Here is a 19,268-nt window from a genome sequence, read left to right on the forward strand (position 1 = left end):
GAGTTCCACTGTGAGTCAATTCGCCCGCAATTCCTCCTCGTCTATCGGCCTCCTCGGTCTAGGCAGCCTGGCATTTACCCTCCCCCTCAGCGTCCACGCCGACGGTTTTATCGAAGACGCCAAGGCCACGCTCAACCTGCGCAACGCCTACTTCAACCGCAACTTCACCAACCCGACCAACCCCCAGGGCAAGGCCGAAGAGTGGACGCAGAACTTCATCCTTGATGCCAAGTCCGGCTTCACCCAAGGCACCGTGGGTTTCGGGATTGATGTCCTGGGCCTGTACTCGCAAAAACTCGACGGTGGCAAAGGCACCGGTGGCACGCAGTTATTGCCGATCCACGATGACGGGCGCCCCGCCGACAACTTCGGCCGTCTGGGCGTGGCCCTGAAAACCAAGCTGTCGAAGACCGAATTGAAGGTCGGCGAGTGGATGCCGGTGCTGCCGATCCTGCGCTCCGACGACGGCCGCTCGCTGCCCCAGACCTTCCGTGGCGGCCAGGTCACCTCCAGCGAAATCGCCGGCCTGACCCTCTACGGCGGCCAGTTTCGCGGTAACAGCCCGCGCAACGACGCGAGCATGGAAGACATGTTCATGAACGGCAAAGCCGCGTTCACCTCCGACCGTTTCAACTTCGGCGGCGGTGAATACAGCTTCAACGACAAACGCACCCAGGTCGGCGTGTGGTACGCCGAACTCACGGATATCTACCAGCAACAGTATTTCAACCTGACCCACAGCCAACCCGTGGGCGACTGGACACTGGGCGCCAACCTCGGCTTTTTCAACGGCAAAGAAGACGGCAGCGCGCTGGCCGGCGACCTCGACAACAAGACCGCCTTCGCCCTGCTCTCGGCCAAGTACAACGGCAACACCTTCTATGTGGGCCTGCAGAAACTCACCGGCGACAGCGTGTGGATGCGGGTCAACGGCACCAGCGGCGGCACCCTGGCCAACGACAGCTACAACGCCAGCTACGATAACGCCAAGGAAAAGTCCTGGCAGGTGCGCCATGACTTCAACTTTGTGGTGCTTGGCATTCCGGGGCTGACCATGATGAACCGCTACATCAGTGGCAGTAACGTACACACCGGTGCGATCACCGACGGCAAGGAATGGGGCCGCGAATCGGAACTGGCCTACACGGTCCAAAGCGGTGCGCTGAAGGACCTGAACGTGCGCTGGCGCAATTCGACCATGCGTCGGGATTTCAGCAATAACGAGTTTGATGAAAATCGGCTGTTTATCAGCTATCCGATTTCACTGTTGTAACCCGCCCAATGTGGGAGCTGGCTTGCCTGCGATGGCGGCGCATCAGCAATGTAGATGTCAACTGACCGTCCGCAATCGCAGGCAAGCCAGTTCCCACAATTGTATTTTGGCGTCAGCAAGAACGTTGACAACCTAGGGAATCCGTAACGATACTTCGGCGTAGTCATACGACAACCTACAACAACAATGGAACCCTCATGACCACCACCACAACCACGCCCGTTCCATTCAATCGCCTGCTGCTCACCGGTGCCGCTGGCGGCCTGGGTAAAGTCTTGCGCGAGCGCCTGCGACCTTACGCTCAGGTACTGCGCCTGTCGGATATCGCCAACATGGCTCCGGCTGCCGACGCGTGCGAAGAAGTGCAACCCTGCGACCTCGCCGACAAACAAGCCGTGCACCACTTGGTGGAAGGCGTCGACGCGATCCTGCACTTCGGCGGCGTATCGGTGGAGCGCTCGTTCGAAGAAGTCCTCGGCGCCAACATCTGCGGCATTTTCCATATCTACGAGGCCGCCCGCCGCCATGGCGTGAAGCGCGTGATTTTCGCCAGCTCCAACCACGTCATCGGCTTCTACAAGCAGGGCGAAACCCTCGACGCCCACTCCCCGCGCCGCCCGGACAGCTACTACGGCCTGTCCAAGTCCTACGGCGAAGACATGGCCAGTTTCTACTTCGACCGCTACGGCATCGAGACCGTGAGCATCCGCATCGGCTCGTCGTTCCCGGAACCGCAGAACCGTCGGATGATGCACACCTGGCTGAGCTTCGATGACCTGACCCAACTGCTCGAACGCGCGCTGTACACGCCGAACGTCGGCCACACGGTGGTCTACGGCATGTCGGATAACCTCGACACCTGGTGGGACAACCGCTACGCCGCCCACTTGGGCTTTGCACCAAAGGACAGCTCCGAGGTGTTCCGCGCCCAGGTCGAAACCCAGCCACCGGTGGCCGACAATGATCCGGCCAAGGTTTACCAAGGCGGCGCGTTCTGCGCAGCCGGCCCCTTCGGTGATTGACCCATGAGCGCCGAATTGATTGTCGACGCGCGCAATGCCGTGGGTGAATGCCCGGTGTGGGTGCCTGAGGAAAACGCCCTGTACTGGGTGGACATCCCCAAGGGCGGCCTGCAACGCTGGAGCGCCGCCAGCGGCCATATCGCCGCCTGGACAGCCCCGCAAATGCTCGCCTGTATTGCCCGCACCACGGCAGGCAACTGGGTCGCCGGGATGGAAACCGGCTTCTTCCAGCTCACCCCGCACAACGATGGCAGCCTCGACACCACGCCCCTGGCGAGCGTCGAGCACCCGCGCACGGACATGCGCCTGAATGACGGCCGCTGTGATCGCCAGGGCCGTTTCTGGGCCGGCAGCATGGTGCTGAACATGGGCTTGAACGCGGCTGAGGGCACCCTCTACCGCTACGCGTCCGGCGCGGCACCCCACGCCCAACTGGGCCGGTTCATTACCCTCAATGGCCTCGCGTTCAGCCCGGATGGCCGCACGATGTATGCCTCGGACTCTCACCCACTGGTGCAGCAGATCTGGGCCTTCGACTACGACATCGACACCGGCACGCCGTCCAATCGCCGCGTGTTCGTGGACATGCACAACCACCTGGGCCGCCCCGATGGCGCCGCCGTGGACGCCGATGGCTGCTACTGGATCTGCGCCAACGACGCCGGGCTCATCCACCGCTTCACCCCCGAAGGTCGCCTCGACCGTTCCCTCACCGTACCGGTGAAAAAACCCACCATGTGCGCCTTTGGCGGCAGTCGCCTGGACACCCTGTTCGTCACCTCGATCCGTGATGACCAGAGTGCACAGTCACTGTCCGGCGGCGTGTTCGCCCTCAACCCCGGCGTTGTCGGATTGCCGGAGCCCCAGTTCATCCTCTAGCTGCATCGCTGTGCCTTGAATACAACAATAACAAGACAGGAGAGACATCCCATGGACTTCAAACGCACCTTGCTCGCCGCTGCATTCTTCACCCTCAGCAGCGCCGCCCACGCGCTGGAAATCAAATTTGCCGACATCCACCCGGACGGTTACCCCACCGTGGTCGCCGAAAAGAACATGGGCGCGGCCCTGACCAAGGAAAGCAACGGTGAACTGACCTTCAAGTTCTTCCCCGGTGGCGTCCTGGGCTCCGAAAAGGAAGTGGTCGAACAGGCCCAGGTCGGTGCTATCCAGATGGCCCGGGTCAGCCTGGGTATCGTCGGCCCGGTGGTCCCCGACGTGAACGTGTTCAACCTGCCGTTCGTGTTCCGCGACCAGGCGCACATGCGCAAGGTTATCGACGGCGAGATCGGCGATGAGATCCTCGCCAAGATCACCGACTCGGAGTTCGGCCTGGTGGCCCTGGCCTGGATGGACGGCGGCACGCGCAACCTCTACACCAAGAAACCGGTCCGCAAGATCGAAGACCTCAAGGGCATGAAGATCCGCGTGCAAGGCAACCCACTGTTCATCGAGGCCTTCAATGAAATGGGCGCCAATGGCATCGCCATGGACACCGGCGAGATCTTCAGTGCCCTGCAAACCGGCGTGATCGACGGCGCAGAAAACAACCCGCCGACCCTGCTGGAACACAACCATTTCCAGAACGCCAAGTACTACACCCTCACCGAGCACTTGATCCTGCCCGAGCCCATCGTGATGTCGAAAATCACCTGGAACAAGCTCACCCCCGCCCAGCAGGTCATGGTGAAAAACGCCGCCAAGGCCGCCCAGGCTGACGAGCGCGTGTTGTGGGACGCCAAGTCCGCCAGCAGTGAAACCAAGCTCAAGGCCGCCGGTGTCGAGTTCATCACCGTCGACAAAAAACCCTTCTACGACGCCACCGCGCCGGTGCGCGCCAAATACGGTGCGGCTTACGCCGACATCATCCAGCGCATCGACGCCGTTCAGTAACGCCCTCCTTCTCTAGCAAGGCCCGGCGCGGTCGGCACTGACGCGCCCGGTTACGGTGAACGCCATGAAGAATTTACTGCTGCGCATCAACGACCGCATCTACATGACCTGTATCTGGGTCGCCGGCCTCTCGGTACTGGGGGTCGCATTGATCATTCCCTGGGGCATCTTCGCCCGCTACGTCCTCGGCACCGGTTCCAGTTGGCCGGAACCCACCGCCATCCTGCTGATGCTGGTATTCACCTTCATCGGCGCCGCCGCCAGTTATCGCGCCGGGGCGCACATGTCGGTGGCGATGATCACCGACCGCCTGCCTCCCACCCAACGCCGCGTCGTCGGCATCGTTTCCCAGCTGCTGATGGCAACCATCTGCCTGTTCATGGCGATCTGGGGCACCAAGCTGTGCCTGTCCACCTGGAACCAGTTCATGAGCGCCATCCCCACGTTGCGCGTGGGCATCACCTACATGCCGATCCCGATTGGCGGGCTGCTGACCCTGGTGTTTGTGCTGGAGAAACTCCTGCTCGGTGACCAGAGCAACCGTCGGGTCGTGCGTTTCGACCTGGTTGAAGAAAGCGAAGGGGCCGCCTGATATGGACGCATTGATTCTGTTGGGCAGCTTTATCGCTTTGATCCTGATCGGCATGCCCGTGGCCTACGCCCTGGGGTTGGCCGCATTGATCGGCGCGTGGTGGATCGACATTCCGTTCCAGGCCCTGATGATCCAGGTGGCTGGCGGGGTGAACAAGTTTTCGCTGATGGCGATTCCGTTCTTTGTGCTGGCCGGGGCGATCATGGCCGAGGGCGGCATGTCGCGCCGGCTGGTGGCGTTTGCCGGGGTGCTGGTCGGTTTTGTGCGCGGTGGCCTGTCCCTGGTGAACATCATGGCCTCGACATTTTTTGGTGCGATCTCCGGCTCGTCGGTGGCCGATACCGCCTCGGTCGGCTCGGTGTTGATCCCGGAAATGGAACGCCGGGGCTACCCCAGGGAGTTCGCCACGGCCGTGACCATCAGCGGTTCGGTGCAGGCCCTGCTGACACCGCCCAGCCACAACTCGGTGCTCTACTCCCTGGCAGCGGGTGGCACGGTGTCGATCGCTTCGCTGTTCATGGCCGGCGTGGTCCCGGGCTTGCTGATGAGTGCCTGCCTGATGGTGCTGTGCCTGATCTTCGCCAAGAAGCGCGACTACCCCAAGGGCGAAGTCATCCCGCTCAAGCAGGCCCTGAAAATCTGCGCCGATGCGCTGTGGGGCCTGATGGCCATGGTGATCATCCTTGGCGGTATTCTCTCGGGCATCTTCACGGCCACCGAATCCGCCGCGATTGCCGTGCTGTGGGCGTTCTTCGTGACCATGTTCATCTACCGCGACTATAAATGGAGCGAGCTGCCCAAGCTGATGCACCGCACGGTGCGCACCATTTCCATCGTGATGATCCTGATCGCCTTTGCCGCCAGTTTCGGCTACATCATGACCCTGATGCAGATCCCGGCGAAGATCACCACGCTGTTCCTGACCCTGTCGGACAACCGCTACGTGATCCTGATGTGCATCAACGCCATGCTGCTGTTGCTCGGCACGGTGATGGACATGGCGCCGCTGATTCTGATCCTCACGCCGATCCTGCTGCCGGTGATCCTGGGGATCGGCGTCGACCCGGTGCACTTCGGCATGATCATGCTGGTGAACCTGGGGATCGGGTTGATCACCCCACCGGTGGGCGCCGTGTTGTTTGTGGGCGCGGCGGTGGGCAAGGTCAGCATCGAGAAAACCGTGAAAGCGTTGCTGCCGTTCTATGGCGTGCTGTTCCTGGTGCTGATGGCGGTGACCTACATCCCGGCGCTGTCGCTGTGGCTGCCCAGCGTGGTGCTGTAACCCTCCCCTTGTAGGCGCCGGCAAGCTGGCGCCTACAAGTGACCTGCATTTCAAGGTAAACATGTGATGCTGGAACTCAGCGATGAACTGACCGTGCTGACCCTGGCCCCGGCCGTGGGCGGCAGCATCGTCAACTGGAGCGTGCGCGCCACCGGCCAGCCGCTGTTGCGCCATAGCGACGAGCAGGCGATCAGTACCGGCCTGCCGGGCAAGCTGGGGTGTTACCCCCTGGCGCCCTGGTCCAACCGCATTGCCCAAGGCGGTTTCGACAACCCCGACGGTTGGTTGGCACTCGCCCCCAACAGCCTGACCGACCCGTTGCCGATCCATGGCTCGGCCTGGCAACAGGCCTGGCAGGTGCTGAGCCACACCGAGGATGAAGCGGTATTGGCGGTGGAGTGCGACACGCCGTTCGCCTATCGCGCCGAGCAGCGATTTCGCCTGCACGAAGGTGAACTGAGCATTGCCCTGCGCGTGACCCATCTCGGCGAAAAAGCCGCCTGGCATGGGTTGGGTTTGCATCCTTACCTGCCACGCCGAGCCACCACGCGGCTGCAGGCCAGGGCGTCGCAGGTGTGGATGAGTGACGCGTCCAAGTTGCCCACGAGGCTGGCGCCGGTGCCGCAGGCCTGGGACTTCAGCGCCTTGAAAGCCCTGCCGGAAGGCCTGGTGGACAATGGTTTCTGCCAATGGGACGGGCACTGCCGGATAGAACAACCGGAGCTCGGGTATGCGTTGGAATGCCAGGCGAGCGGCGCGGATTACTTCCTGCTGTACCGCCCGCCGGGGCTGGGGTTCTTTTGCATCGAGCCGGTGAGCCATCCGGTGAATGCTCATCACCTGCCCGGCCGGCCGGGCCTGAAACTGCTGGAACACAATCAGTCGGTACAACTCAACTTCAAGCTCAAATACATACAACATGTGGGAGGGGGCTAGCCCCCGATGATGGTGTATCAGTAATACAGTGGTGGCTGAGACACCGCTATCGGGGGCAAGCCCCCTCCCACAGTTTTGATTTGTGTTGTGTCAGGGTGGAGCGTTTTTCAGGCGCCCGGCGGTGTCGATGCTCACCACCACCGACAACCCCGGCCGCAACCGCTCGCTCTCGGCCTGGTCGGGGTCCACCGTGATCCTCACCGGCACGCGCTGGGCGATCTTCACGAAGTTGCCAGTGGCATTGTCCGCTTGCAACAGGCTGAACTCCGAGCCGGTGGCCGGGGAAATATGCTGCACCGTGCCGTGGAATTTGCGGTGGTTCAGGGCATCGACGGTGAAGGTCACCGGCTGGCCGACCTGCACATTGTCCATCTGGGTTTCCTTCATATTGGCGATCACCCACAGCTGCTTCGGCACCAGCGCCATTAACTGCGCACCGGAGTTGACGTAGGCCCCCAGGCGCACGCCGATCTGCCCCAGTTGCCCGTCGCGTGGCGCGGTGATGCGCGTGTTGGACAGGTCGATGCGCGCCAGCTCCACCGCCGCCTCGGCACTCGCCACGGCCGCTTCCAAGGAGCCGCGATTGACGATCACGGTCTGCAGGTCCTGACGTGCGATTTCCAGGCTGGCCTGGGCCTGGGCCACCGCCGCGATGGTTTGCGCGTTGGCGGCGCGGGTCACGTCCAACTCACGCTTGGACACCGAGCCGTCACTGATCAACTCTTCATTGCGGCGCAGGTCGGCGGTGCTCTTGCGCGCCTGCGCCTGGCTGTCCGCCAATGCCGCCTGGCGCAACTGGATGGTGGCTTCGGCGCTGTTGCGCTGCTGCACCACATTCGCCAACGAGGCCTTCTGCACCGCCAGTTGCGCCAGCGCCTGGTCGAGGCGCTGCTTGTAGATTCGGTCGTCGAGGCGCACCAGCAGGTCGCCGGCCTTCACGTACTGGAAGTCCTGCACCGGCACTTCGAACACATAGCCGCTGAGCTGCGGGCCGATAATCGTCACCTGCCCACGCACCAAGGCGTTCTCGGTGGTTTCCACGGCACTGCTGAACGGTGGCAACTGCCAGGCATACAACACGATCAGCACCCCGACGATGGCAATCGCGGCAAAGCCCAGGGACGAGACGATGCGCACCCGCAAGGAGCGCGGCTCGGTCACCGTGGCGCCGGGCGGTGTACTGCCTTCCGGGGTGGAGGCGATGGCGTTGGTGGTCGTGGTGGTGGAAGTCGGTTCGGTCATGAGGAAGCGCCGCTGGGTTGAACGGGAGTGGCTGCTGCCTGGGTGGTGCTCATCAGCCACAGGCTGCGGATAAAGATCCAGATCATGGTCAGTATCGCGATGATCGCGATCAGCATGAAGACATCGTTGTAGGCCATCACATTCGCCTCGCGGGTTGCCGCCGTGGCCAGGCTGCGAATGCCCATCAGGTTGCGCAGTTCGGGGTCGGCGACAATACCGCCGTAGGCCGAGCCGCCGCTCTGCACCCGCGCGGCCACACGTGGGTCCAGCAAGGTCAAATGTTCGACGATCATGCTGGAATGATATTTCTCGCGCACAATCTGGAAAGTGCCCAGCAACGCCGCGCCAATCAGCCCGCCGAGGTTCTGGCAGATCCCGAACATCACCGAAAAACTCACCAGGTTACGCGGGTTGGTCAGCACGTTCTTGGTGCCCAGCACCATGGTCGGCCCCAGGAAGAACGTACCGCCGAAGCCTAGCAGGAACTGGCTGATATACAGGTTCTGCGGCCGCGTGAGGTTGCTGGAAAAGCTGTCCATCACCGACCCCGTCGCCATCAACGCCAGGGAAATCACCAGCGGCATCAGCAAATGCGCCGGGTTGATGGTCAGCGCACTGACCGCCAGGCCCGCGATCGCTCCGGCCAGCATTACCACGTACAGCGTGTGCATCTGTTGGTAGCTCATGTTCAGCATCTGCATGAACCCCACGGCGCCGGTGGACTGCTCGGACAGCACCATGCGAATCAGGATCACCGCCAGTGCCAGGCGAATCATCACGCCACTGCCCAGCCAACGGGTCATCAGCATCGGGTTGGCGCGGTTATGCTCGATGGCCAGCCCGGCCATGATCAGCACCAGCGAGCAGGCCGAGGCCACGCCGATCCACGGCGCTTCCAGCCACCAGTCGATTCGGCCCAGGGACAGCACCGCGCAGAGCAAGGCAACCCCGGTGGCGAGGATGGCGAAGGTGAGGAAGTCGAGTTTTTCGAAGGTCTTGAAGCGGTCACCGGGCGGCAACTTGAGCAGGAACACGCAGCCCAGGCAAATCAGCGCCATGCCCAGTTCGAACAGGTACAGCCCGCGCCATTCGGCGATTTGCAGCAGGTCCTCGGAGAACAGCCGCGCCAGTGGCAAGGCCAATTGCGCCGTGCCCAACCCCAGCACCAAGGCCTTCAAGCGCCACTTGGCCGGGAAAGCCTGGATCATGTAATACAAACCCAATGAACTCAGCGCCGCACCTACCATGCCGTGGGCCGCTCGCACGGCGATGGCGGAGTTGAGATCGTTGACGAACAAATGCCCGAACGTCACCAGTGCATACAGCACCAGGAACACCTCGGTGAACGCGCGCAGGCCGAACTGCTGGCGGAACTTCACCAGCAGCAGGTTCATGCACACGTTGGTCATCACATAGGCGGCGGGCAGCCAGGCCATTTCGGCGGTGGTCGCGCCGAGGGCACCCTGCAGGTATTGCAGGTTGGCAATCACCAGCGCATTACCCAACCCCCCGGTAATCGCTACGAGCACGCCCACCATCGCGAACAGCCACCGCTTGTGGGTGGGGTGCAACGGCGTCGACGGCGAGCCAGGCAGGCTTGGCCGCTCATGGGGCTCCCAGGTGTGAGGGGTGTATTTGTTCATTCGATGACCTAGATGACCCGACGCAGGATGTCGGTAAAACCATTACTCAGGGAGTAGTAAACCTGAGCGGAGTTCATCTTGCCATGTCGAGGGGGTGATTGATCCTCCAAACGAGCGCGGTCTTGGACGGGCAGCGGGTGCCCGGCACATTCGGCGTAGGACGGGCCCCGTCACAGGCCCGGCACTTAGGATGTAAGACCGGCCTTGACCAACATGCCAACGGCCACCAGTACACACAGGCTGGCAAACCCCACTTGCAAGGTACGCGCGGGAATCACCGAGCACAGGCGCCGCCCGGCCAGCATGCCGACGATGCTCGCGCCGATAAACACCCAGCCCACTGATTCGATGCGTACACCGGCATGGAACGCGCCAGCCACACCGACCAAGGAGAGCAGGCTGATCACCATCAAGGAGGTGGCGACGATGCCGCGCATCTGCACATCGGTGAGTTGCTTGAACGCCGGCACGATCAGGAAGCCACCGCCCACACCGAGCAGGCCGGATACCGCACCGGTCACCGCGCCGAGGGCGGCCAGGGTCGCGCTGCATTTGGCGGTCCAGGCGAAGCGCCCGGTCTGCTGATCGAGCATGCAGTTCTTCTGGCCCCAGGACGCGGTGCCATGGTCACTCGGCCCCGCCTCACGTTTTTCGCGTTGCAACATGCGCCAGGCCACCAACACCATCAAGCCACTGAACAGCCCCATCAGCAACGCTTCCGGCAGTTGGTGGGCGAGAAACACCCCCACCGGCGAGAACAGCGCACCGAGCAAGGCGATCAACAACGCGGCGCGGTAACGCACCAGGCCATGGCGCAAACCATCGACCGCTCCCACCGCCGCCGCCGCGCCAACCGCAAGCAACGACACCGGCGCGGCCTGGGTCATGCTCAAGCCCAGGCCCAGCACCAGCGCCGGCACCCCAAGGATGCCGCCGCCCGCGCCGGTCAGGCCCATGACCAGGCCCATCAATAACCCCAACACACTGGCCAGCAGCATTCAGTCCACCTTGCTCAGGCGGGTCAGCCACTCGCGGCCCTTGAGCATGCCATTCCAGTAGAACCACGGCAGCAACGTGGCCTTGAGGAACCACATCGAGCGACGCGCCTGGGTCGGGTCGAGGGGAAAGGTCGGCAGCAACTTGCCGCCGTAGCCAAACTCGGCCAGCACCACCTTGCCCTTCTCCACCGTCAGCGGGCAGGAACCGTAGCCGTCGTATTTGAGCGGCAGCGGCGCCTGTTTGCGCAGGGCCAGCAGGTTTTCGGCGACCACCACGATCTGCTTGCGCACTGCAGCGGCGGTCTTGGCGTTGGTGGTGCCGCACACGTCACCCAGGCCGAAGATGTGCGGGTAACGCAGGTGTTGCAGACTGTGGGGGTTCACTTCGCACCAGCCCGCTGCATCGGCCAGCGGGCTTTGCCGGATGAAGTCCGGAGAAACCTGCGGTGGGACCACGTGCAGTAGGTCGAAGGATTTTTCTTCAACGCGGGCATTGCCTTCGGCGTCCTTCACTTCGAACCAGGCCTTACGCGCTGGGCCGTCGACTTTCACCAGGTTGGCGTTGAACGCAAGGCGGGCGTTGTACTTCTCCACGTATTTCATCAACGGCGGCACGAAGGTCGCCACGCCGAACAGCGCGGCACCGGCCAGGTTGAATTCGACATCGATGTTTTTCAGCGCGCCCTGCCTGAGCCAGTGATCGCAGGACAAATACATGGCCTTTTGCGGCGCGCCTGCGCATTTGATCGGCATGGCTGGCTGGGTGAAGATCGCCTTGCCGCCCTTGAGTTGCTGCACCAGTTGCCAGGTGTAAGCGGCGTGCTGGTAGCTGTAGTTGGACGTGACGCCATGCTTGCCGAGGGTGTCTTGCAGGCCTTCGATCTTCTCCCAGGCCAGGCGCAGGCCGGGGCAGACGATCAGGTTTTGCCAGCTGACACGCTGGCCGCTGTCGAGGATCAGGGTCTGCTCGTCGGGCAGTACTTCGGTGACGGCGGCTTGCACCCAGGTAACGCCGTTGGGCAATACATCAGCCAGCGGGCGGCGGGTCTTTATCAGGTCATAGGCGCCGCCACCCACCAGGGTCCAGGCGGGCTGGTAGCTATGATGGTCGCTCGGTTCGATCAGGATGATATTCAGGTGCGGGTCGCGCTTGAGCAGGCTGGCCAGCAGGCCAATGCCCGCCGAGCCGCCGCCGATGACTACGATGTCGCCACTGATGGTTGGGCCCCAGTGTTGGTCGGTCATGGTCTATCGCCTTTGTCATACATGCACACAAGGGTCGCTGCCGGATGGCGTCACGCCCAGCTTTTTATGACCGCGCCGCAGTACAAGCCGGACAGGGTCTTCATTACTTGAATCACTTCGTGGCTGGCCAACCCGTAGAAGATGTATTTACCTTCCCGACGGGTGGCGACCAACCCTTCGTCACGCAGGATGCCCAACTGTTGAGACAGCGTGGGCTGGCGCACGCCGGTCAGGGCTTCCAGTTCGCCGACATTGCGCTCGCCCTGGGTCAACTGGCACAGGATCAACAAACGATCCTCATTGGCCAGGGCCTTGAGCAAGGAGCAGGCCTTGGACGCCGATGCGCGCAACTGGGCGACTTCGCCCTCACTCAGAGTAGATTCCATTTGCCTCGGGTCCTTTTTGTCACTTAAGCTCAAAACATTATGTGAAAACGTAAACTGATTGTAACTACTTTTTTCTTCATCCGGGACAACCGCCATGCCAGCGCTGATCCAAGCCTTTCTGGACGAGGCATCGTCGACCTACACCTACGTGGTTTATGAAACCGATGGCGGCCCCTGTGCCATCGTCGATTCGGTGCTCAACTACGACCCGGCCTCGGGGCGCACCGACACCGCCCAGGCCGACAAGGTCATCCGCTTTGTGCGCGAGCATGGGCTGCAGGTGCAATGGCTGCTGGAAACCCACGCCCACGCTGATCACTTGTCTGCCGCGCCATACCTGCGCCGCACGCTGGGTGGCAAGATCGCCATCGGGCAGTCGATCAGCAAAGTGCAGGGCGTGTTCAAGAACCTGTTCAACCTGGAGCCGGAATTTCGCGTGGATGGCTCGCAGTTCGATCACCTGTTTGCGCCGGATGAGGTGTTTCACATCGGCACGCTCAAGGCCCAGGCCCTGCATGTGCCAGGGCATACCCCGGCGGACATGGCCTATCTGATCGACGACCGACTGATCCTGGTGGGTGACACGCTGTTCATGCCGGATGTCGGCACGGCGCGCTGTGATTTCCCTGGCGGCGATGCGCGGCAGTTGTATGCGTCGATGCGCAAGTTGCTGGGCTTTCCCCTGGAAACCGAGTTGTACGTCTGCCACGACTACCCGCCTGAAGGCCGTGAGGCAAAGTGCCGGACCACGGTGGCAGAGCAGCGTGCGGGGAATATCCATGTGCATGATGGCGTGGATGAAGCCACGTTTGTCGAGATGCGCACCACGCGCGACGCAGGGCTGGGGATGCCGACGCTGTTGCTGCCGGCGATCCAGGTGAATGTGCGGGCGGGGAATATGCCGCCGGCGGAGGACAATGGTGTGGTGTACCTGAAGATTCCGGTCAACCACCTCTAACCCAGGTTGATGCCGTTGGCCGGTAGCGGCAACGCAGTTTTGTAGCGCACCTGCTTGAGGGCGAAGCTGGAGCGGATGTTGGCGACGCCCGGCACCTTGGTCAAAAAGTCCATCATGAAACGCTCAAGCGACTGGATTGTAGGCACCAGCACCCGGATCAGATAGTCCGGGTCACCGGCCATCAGGTAACACTCCATCACTTCTGGCCGGTCCGAGATCGCGCCTTCGAACTGCTGCAATGCCAACTCATTCTGCTTTTCCAGGCTCACGTGGATGAACACGTTGACGTGCAGGCCCAACAGGTCGGCGTCGAGCAGCGTGACCTGGTCTCGAATCAGGCCCAGTTCTTCCATCGCCTTCACCCGGTTGAAACACGGCGTGGGCGACAGGTTGACCGAGCGGGCCAGGTCGGCGTTGGTGATGCGGGCATTCTCCTGCAGGGCGTTGAGAATGCCGATATCGGTACGGTCCAGTTTGCGCATGAGACAAAATCACCTGTTTATTATGTTTATGCAGTTTTTTTATCCGCAAATGGTCTTGAGCGCAACGAAACAGAGATAAATATTCTTCTACGCCACGCCTATGATTGTTGTAGGACAAGATTTCTCCTACCCGGAGTCTGACTGTCAGCTAGCGCGCCCACTACAAGAAATTCACAAGATAGAGCGTAGAAAGCCATGACCCAGCAGTACGAACCACTGCGCCTGCACGTCCCTGAACCCTCGGGACGCCCAGGCTGCAAGACCGACTTTACCTACCTGCGCCTGACCGACGCCGGCCTGGTGCGCAAACCCGCCATCGACGTAGAACCCGCCGACACTGCCGACCTGGCCAAGGGCCTGATCCGCGTGCTCGACGACCAGGGCCAGGCCCTCGGTCCCTGGGCTGAAGGCGTCCCCGTCGAGATCTTGCGCAAAGGCATGCGCGCCATGCTCAAGACGCGGATCTTCGACAACCGCATGGTGGTCGCCCAGCGTCAGAAAAAAATGTCGTTCTACATGCAGAGCCTTGGCGAAGAAGCCATCGGCAGTGCCCAGGCCCTGGCCTTGAACATCGACGACATGTGCTTCCCCACCTACCGCCAGCAAAGCATCCTGATGGCTCGCGACGTGCCCTTGGTGGACCTGATCTGCCAACTGCTGTCCAACGAGCGCGACCCGCTCAAGGGCCGTCAGTTGCCGATCATGTATTCAGTGAAAGACGCTGGCTTCTTCACGATTTCCGGCAACCTCGCCACCCAGTTCGTACAAGGCGTGGGCTGGGGCATGGCCTCGGCGATCAAGGGCGACACCAAAATCGCTTCCGCCTGGATCGGCGACGGCGCCACCGCCGAATCCGACTTCCACACCGCCCTCACCTTTGCCCACGTGTACCGCGCGCCGGTGATCCTTAACGTGGTCAACAACCAGTGGGCCATTTCCACCTTCCAAGCCATCGCCGGCGGCGAAGCCACCACCTTTGCCGGACGCGGCGTGGGTTGTGGCATCGCCTCCCTGCGGGTGGACGGCAACGACTTCATCGCGGTGTACGCTGCTTCCGCCTGGGCTGCCGAGCGTGCGCGCCGCAACCTTGGTCCTACGCTGATCGAGTGGGTCACGTATCGAGCCGGCCCGCACTCCACTTCTGATGATCCGTCGAAATATCGCCCAGCCGACGACTGGAGCCACTTCCCCTTGGGCGACCCGATTGCCCGCCTCAAGCAGCACCTGATCAAGATTGGCCAGTGGTCCGAAGAGGAACACGCGGCGGTCAGTGCAGAACTTGAAGCCGAAGTGGTCAAGGCACAGAAAGAAGCCGAACAGTACGGCACCCTTGCCGGCGGCCAGATTCCAAGCGCCGCGACCATGTTCGAAGACGTTTACAAAGAGATGCCGGAGCACTTGAAGCGCCAGCGTCAAGCGTTGGGGATCTGACATGAACGATCACAACAACAGCATTGAAGTGGAAACCGCCATGACCACCACCACCATGACCATGATCCAGGCCCTGCGCTCGGCCATGGATGTGATGCTCGAACGTGACGACAACGTGGTGGTGTTCGGCCAGGACGTCGGCTACTTCGGCGGCGTGTTCCGTTGCACCGAAGGCCTGCAGACCAAATACGGCAGCTCGCGGGTGTTTGACGCGCCAATCTCCGAAAGCGGCATCATCGGCGTGGCCGTGGGCATGGGCGCCTATGGCCTGCGCCCGGTCGCCGAGATCCAGTTCGCCGACTACGTTTACCCTGCCACCGACCAGATCATCTCCGAAGCCGCCCGCCTGCGTTATCGCTCGGCAGGTCAGTTCACTGCGCCGCTGACCATGCGCATGCCCTGCGGCGGCGGCATCTACGGTGGCCAGACCCACAGCCAGAGTATCGAAGCGGTGTTCACCCAGGTCTGCGGCCTGCGCACGGTGATGCCGTCCAACCCCTATGACGCCAAGGGCCTGCTGATCGCCTCGATTGAAAACGATGACCCGGTGATCTTCCTTGAGCCAAAACGCCTGTACAACGGCCCATTCGATGGCCATCACGACCGCCCGGTAACCCCGTGGTCGAAACACCCGCAAGCCCAGGTGCCGGACGGTTACTACACCGTGCCGCTGGACGTGGCCGCCATCGTGCGTCCGGGCTCGGCCGTTACCGTGCTGACCTATGGCACCACCGTGTATGTGTCGCAAGTTGCCGCCGAAGAAACCGGCATCGACGCCGAGGTCATCGACCTGCGCAGCCTGTGGCCGCTGGACCTGGAAACCATCGTCAACTCCGTGAAGAAGACCGGCCGTTGCGTGGTGGTGCATGAAGCCACCCGCACCTGCGGCTTTGGTGCCGAGCTGGTGTCGCTGGTGCAGGAACATTGCTTCCACCACCTGGAAGCGCCGATCGAACGCGTCACCGGTTGGGACACCCCCTACCCGCACGCGCAAGAGTGGGCGTATTTCCCAGGGCCGTCCCGAGTGGGCGCGGCGTTGAAACGGGTCATGGAGGTCTGAATGGGCACGCACGTTATCAAGATGCCGGACATTGGCGAAGGCATCGCGGAAGTTGAACTGTCGGTGTGGCATGTGAAGGTTGGCGACATGGTCGTCGAAGACCAGGTGCTGGCGGATGTAATGACCGACAAGGCGATGGTGGACATTCCCTCGCCCGTGCACGGCAAAGTGATCTCCCTCGGCGGCGAGCCGGGTGAAGTCATGGCCGTGGGCAGTATTCTGATCAGTATCGAAGTGGAAGGTGCGGGCAATGCCAAGGACGCGCCGGTCATAAATGAAGCACCAAAGGAAGCGCCAAAGGCTGCACCGGAGGTTGAAGCTAAGCCTGAAACCAAGCCTGCGCCGGTCGCCGTTGAAAGCAAAACTGTGCCGGCTGTTGCCGCCCAGGCCCCGGTGGGCCGGGCTGCCGACGAACGCCCGCTAGCCTCCCCCGCCGTGCGCAAACGCGCATTGGATGCCGGGATCCAGCTGCGCCTGGTCCAGGGCTCTGGCCCGGCGGGCCGGATTCTGCACGAAGACCTGGACGCTTACTTGCGCCAGGGCCCGACGCCGTCCAAAGCCGCAGCCAACCCCTACGCCGAACGCAACGACGAAGAACAGATCCCGGTGATCGGCATGCGCCGCAAGATCGCCCAGCGCATGCAGGACGCCACCCGTCGTGCCGCGCATTTCAGCTATGTGGAAGAGATCGACGTCACCGCCCTCGACGAGTTGCGCGTGCACCTCAACGAGAAGCACGGCGCCACGCGCGGCAAGCTCACCCTGCTGCCGTTTATCGTGCGCGCCATGGTCGTGGCGTTGCGGGACTTCCCGCAGATCAACGCGCGTTACGACGACGAAGCCCAGGTCATCACCCGGCTTGGCGCGGTGCACGTAGGGGTCGCCACCCAAAGCGACGTAGGCCTGATGGTGCCGGTGGTGCGTCACGCCGAAGCCCGCAGCCTGTGGGGCAACGCCGAGGAAATCGCCCGTTTGGCCACTGCTGCGCGCAGTGGCAAGGCCAGTCGCGATGAACTGTCGGGCTCCACCATTACCTTGACCAGCCTCGGCGCTTTGGGCGGCATCGTCAGCACGCCGGTGCTCAACCTGCCGGAAGTCGCCATCGTGGGCGTCAACCGCATCGTCGAACGGCCCATGGTGATCAAGGGCCAGATCGTGGTGCGCAAGATGATGAACCTCTCCAGCTCGTTCGATCACCGCGTGGTCGATGGCATGGACGCGGCGCAATTCATCCAGGCCATTCGCGGCCTGCTCGAACAACCCGCCAGCCTGTTCCTGGAGTAAGGCATGACGCAGACATTGAATACCACGCTGCTGATCATCGGCGGCGGCCCTGGCGGTTATGTGGCGGCGATTCGTGCCGGCCAACTGGGCATCCCGACCATCCTGGTGGAAGGCCAGGCGCTGGGCGGTACGTGCTTGAATATCGGCTGCATTCCGTCCAAGGCCTTGATCCATGTGGCCGAACAGTTCCAGCAAACCATCCACCACAGCCAGGGTTCGCAACTGGGCATCGAAGTGGATGTGCCAACCCTGGACATCCGCAAAAGCGTGGAATGGAAAGACGGCATCGTCGACCGCCTGACCACCGGCGTCGCCGCCCTGCTGAAAAAGCACAAGGTGCAGGTGATCCACGGCTGGGCCAAGGTGGTGGACGGCAAGACCGTCGACGTCGGCGACCAGCGTATCCAGTGCGAACACCTGCTGCTGGCCACCGGCTCGAAAAGCGTCAACCTGCCGATGCTGCCGATTGGCGGGCCGATCATCTCGTCCACCGAGGCGCTGGCGCCAACGCGAGTGCCCAAGCGTTTGATCGTGGTGGGTGGCGGCTATATCGGCCTGGAGCTGGGGATTGCCTACCGCAAGCTCGGCGCCGAGGTCAGTGTGGTCGAGGCCCAGGACCGCATCCTGCCGGCCTATGATGCCGAGCTGACGCAGCCGGTCAACGAATCCCTCAAGCAACTGGGGGTGAAGCTGTACCTCAAGCACAGTGTCACCGGTTTTACCGATGGTAGCCTGCAAGTAAGCGACCCGAATGGCGACACCCTGTCGCTGGCAACGGATCAGGTGCTGGTTGCTGTGGGTCGCAAACCCAACACCCAAGGCTGGAACCTTGAAGCACTGGACTTGGAGATGAACGGCGCGGCGATCAAGATCGACAGCCGCTGCCAGACCAGCATGCGCAACGTGTATGCCATCGGCGACCTGAGCGGCGAGCCGATGCTGGCGCACCGCGCCATGGCCCAGGGCGAGATGGTGGCCGAACTGATCAGCGGTAAACCCCGCGAATTCAACCCGGCCGCGACCCCGGCGGTGTGCTTTACCGACCCGGAACTGGTGGTGGTCGGCAAGACCCCCGATGAAGCCAAGGCCGCTGGCCTGGACTGCATCGTGTCGAGCTTCCCATTTGCGGCCAATGGCCGGGCGATGACCCTGGAGTCGAAAACCGGCTTCGTCCGGGTGGTGGCGCGACGCGACAACCACCTGATCGTCGGCTGGCAAGCCGTGGGGGTGGGCGTCTCGGAATTGTCCACCGCCTTTGGCCTGAGCCTGGAAATGGGTTCGCGCCTGGAAGACGTGGCGGGCACCATCCATGCGCATCCGACTCTCGGTGAAGCCGTGCAGGAAGCCGCGTTAAGGGCCCTGGGCCACGCGCTGCACCTGTAAAAACGAGGTGAGGCCATCGCGGGCAAGCCCGGCTCCCACAATGGAATGCATTGCAAATGTGGGAGCTGGCTTGCCTGCGATAGCGGTGGATCAGCCATTACAGAGGCTGAATGGTCCGCCCACCCGCTCCCACACCGGCCAAGAATGCAGTATTGTTG

At 62.4% G+C, this 19,268-nt stretch carries 18 protein-coding genes; 12 read left to right on the plus strand and 6 right to left on the minus strand.

The features are described from left to right. Nucleotides 1-10: 10 nt before the first annotated feature. The 7 genes from KHP07_RS19475 to KHP07_RS19505 all read left to right on the plus strand — a co-directional run bounded on the left by KHP07_RS19475 (nucleotide 11) and on the right by KHP07_RS19505 (nucleotide 6,998). Nucleotides 11-1,273, plus strand: a complete 1,263-nt coding sequence (locus KHP07_RS19475) for an OprD family porin (RefSeq protein WP_078049294.1) — start codon at nucleotides 11-13, stop codon at nucleotides 1,271-1,273. Between the two features lie 197 nt (nucleotides 1,274-1,470). After that, nucleotides 1,471-2,295: an NAD-dependent epimerase/dehydratase family protein gene (locus KHP07_RS19480; protein WP_099492956.1), complete on the plus strand. Its 825-nt coding sequence runs from the start codon at nucleotides 1,471-1,473 to the stop codon at nucleotides 2,293-2,295. Nucleotides 2,296-2,298: 3 nt separating this feature from the next. Further along, nucleotides 2,299-3,174 (plus strand): SMP-30/gluconolactonase/LRE family protein, encoded by an 876-nt coding sequence (locus KHP07_RS19485; protein ID WP_214497814.1) that lies wholly within the window; start codon nucleotides 2,299-2,301, stop codon nucleotides 3,172-3,174. A 51-nt stretch (nucleotides 3,175-3,225) separates the two neighbouring features. Then, nucleotides 3,226-4,188, plus strand: coding sequence for a TRAP transporter substrate-binding protein (locus KHP07_RS19490; RefSeq protein ID WP_099492957.1), 963 nt, complete (start codon nucleotides 3,226-3,228; stop codon nucleotides 4,186-4,188). Nucleotides 4,189-4,252: 64 nt separating this feature from the next. Continuing rightward, nucleotides 4,253-4,780, plus strand: a complete 528-nt coding sequence (locus KHP07_RS19495) for a TRAP transporter small permease (protein ID WP_078049298.1) — start codon at nucleotides 4,253-4,255, stop codon at nucleotides 4,778-4,780. A 1-nt stretch (nucleotide 4,781) separates the two neighbouring features. Then, nucleotides 4,782-6,062: a TRAP transporter large permease gene (locus tag KHP07_RS19500; RefSeq protein WP_078049299.1), complete on the plus strand. Its 1,281-nt coding sequence runs from the start codon at nucleotides 4,782-4,784 to the stop codon at nucleotides 6,060-6,062. 66 nt (nucleotides 6,063-6,128) lie between these two features. Further along, entirely contained in the window at nucleotides 6,129-6,998 is an 870-nt protein-coding gene (locus KHP07_RS19505) for an aldose 1-epimerase (protein ID WP_214497815.1), read from the plus strand. 90 nt (nucleotides 6,999-7,088) lie between these two features. Here the strand turns inward: KHP07_RS19505 and KHP07_RS19510 are convergent, their stop codons facing one another. From KHP07_RS19510 to KHP07_RS19530, 5 genes are all read right to left on the minus strand, one after another. After that, on the minus strand, nucleotides 7,089-8,240 hold the full coding sequence (locus KHP07_RS19510; protein WP_078049301.1) for an HlyD family secretion protein: 1,152 nt from the start codon (nucleotides 8,238-8,240) through the stop codon (nucleotides 7,089-7,091). Then, entirely contained in the window at nucleotides 8,237-9,883 is a 1,647-nt protein-coding gene (locus tag KHP07_RS19515; protein WP_078049302.1) for an MFS transporter, read from the minus strand. Before KHP07_RS19515 ends, KHP07_RS19510 begins: the two co-directional genes overlap by 4 nt. Nucleotides 9,884-10,068: 185 nt before the next feature. After that, nucleotides 10,069-10,881: a sulfite exporter TauE/SafE family protein gene (locus KHP07_RS19520; RefSeq protein WP_099492959.1), complete on the minus strand. Its 813-nt coding sequence runs from the start codon at nucleotides 10,879-10,881 to the stop codon at nucleotides 10,069-10,071. Further along, entirely contained in the window at nucleotides 10,882-12,126 is a 1,245-nt protein-coding gene (locus KHP07_RS19525; RefSeq protein WP_214497816.1) for an FAD/NAD(P)-binding oxidoreductase, read from the minus strand. 50 nt (nucleotides 12,127-12,176) lie between these two features. After that, nucleotides 12,177-12,512 (minus strand): ArsR/SmtB family transcription factor, encoded by a 336-nt coding sequence (locus KHP07_RS19530; protein ID WP_005789341.1) that lies wholly within the window; start codon nucleotides 12,510-12,512, stop codon nucleotides 12,177-12,179. Between the two features lie 94 nt (nucleotides 12,513-12,606). Between KHP07_RS19530 and KHP07_RS19535 the strand changes: the two genes are divergently transcribed. Further along, nucleotides 12,607-13,470 carry an MBL fold metallo-hydrolase gene (locus KHP07_RS19535; protein WP_078049305.1) on the plus strand — a complete coding sequence of 288 codons (864 nt, stop codon included), beginning with the start codon at nucleotides 12,607-12,609 and terminating at the stop codon, nucleotides 13,468-13,470. On the opposite strand, the gene bkdR is transcribed toward KHP07_RS19535, so the two are convergent. After that, a complete protein-coding gene (gene bkdR, locus KHP07_RS19540) occupies nucleotides 13,467-13,952 on the minus strand; it encodes a Bkd operon transcriptional regulator BkdR (RefSeq protein WP_010209335.1) in 486 nt (161 codons plus the stop codon). The two genes, KHP07_RS19535 and bkdR, sit on opposite strands and share 4 nt — an antisense overlap. 195 nt (nucleotides 13,953-14,147) lie before the next feature. Here bkdR and KHP07_RS19545 point away from each other — a divergent pair, with 195 nt between their 5' ends. Genes KHP07_RS19545 through lpdA form a run of 4 tightly spaced genes read left to right on the plus strand, consistent with a single transcriptional unit; the run spans nucleotide 14,148 to nucleotide 19,110 of the window. Next, nucleotides 14,148-15,383: a 3-methyl-2-oxobutanoate dehydrogenase (2-methylpropanoyl-transferring) subunit alpha gene (locus KHP07_RS19545; RefSeq protein WP_078049306.1), complete on the plus strand. Its 1,236-nt coding sequence runs from the start codon at nucleotides 14,148-14,150 to the stop codon at nucleotides 15,381-15,383. 1 nt (nucleotide 15,384) lies between these two features. Then, nucleotides 15,385-16,443 carry an alpha-ketoacid dehydrogenase subunit beta gene (locus KHP07_RS19550; protein WP_034107322.1) on the plus strand — a complete coding sequence of 353 codons (1,059 nt, stop codon included), beginning with the start codon at nucleotides 15,385-15,387 and terminating at the stop codon, nucleotides 16,441-16,443. Next, on the plus strand, nucleotides 16,444-17,727 hold the full coding sequence (locus KHP07_RS19555) for a dihydrolipoamide acetyltransferase family protein (protein WP_214497817.1): 1,284 nt from the start codon (nucleotides 16,444-16,446) through the stop codon (nucleotides 17,725-17,727). Between the two features lie 3 nt (nucleotides 17,728-17,730). Then, nucleotides 17,731-19,110, plus strand: a complete 1,380-nt coding sequence (lpdA, locus tag KHP07_RS19560) for a dihydrolipoyl dehydrogenase (RefSeq protein WP_214497818.1) — start codon at nucleotides 17,731-17,733, stop codon at nucleotides 19,108-19,110. Nucleotides 19,111-19,268: the final 158 nt, after the last annotated feature.

Source organism: Pseudomonas sp. VS40, from assembly GCF_018587885.1.
Lineage (GTDB): Bacteria > Pseudomonadota > Gammaproteobacteria > Pseudomonadales > Pseudomonadaceae > Aquipseudomonas > Aquipseudomonas pergaminensis.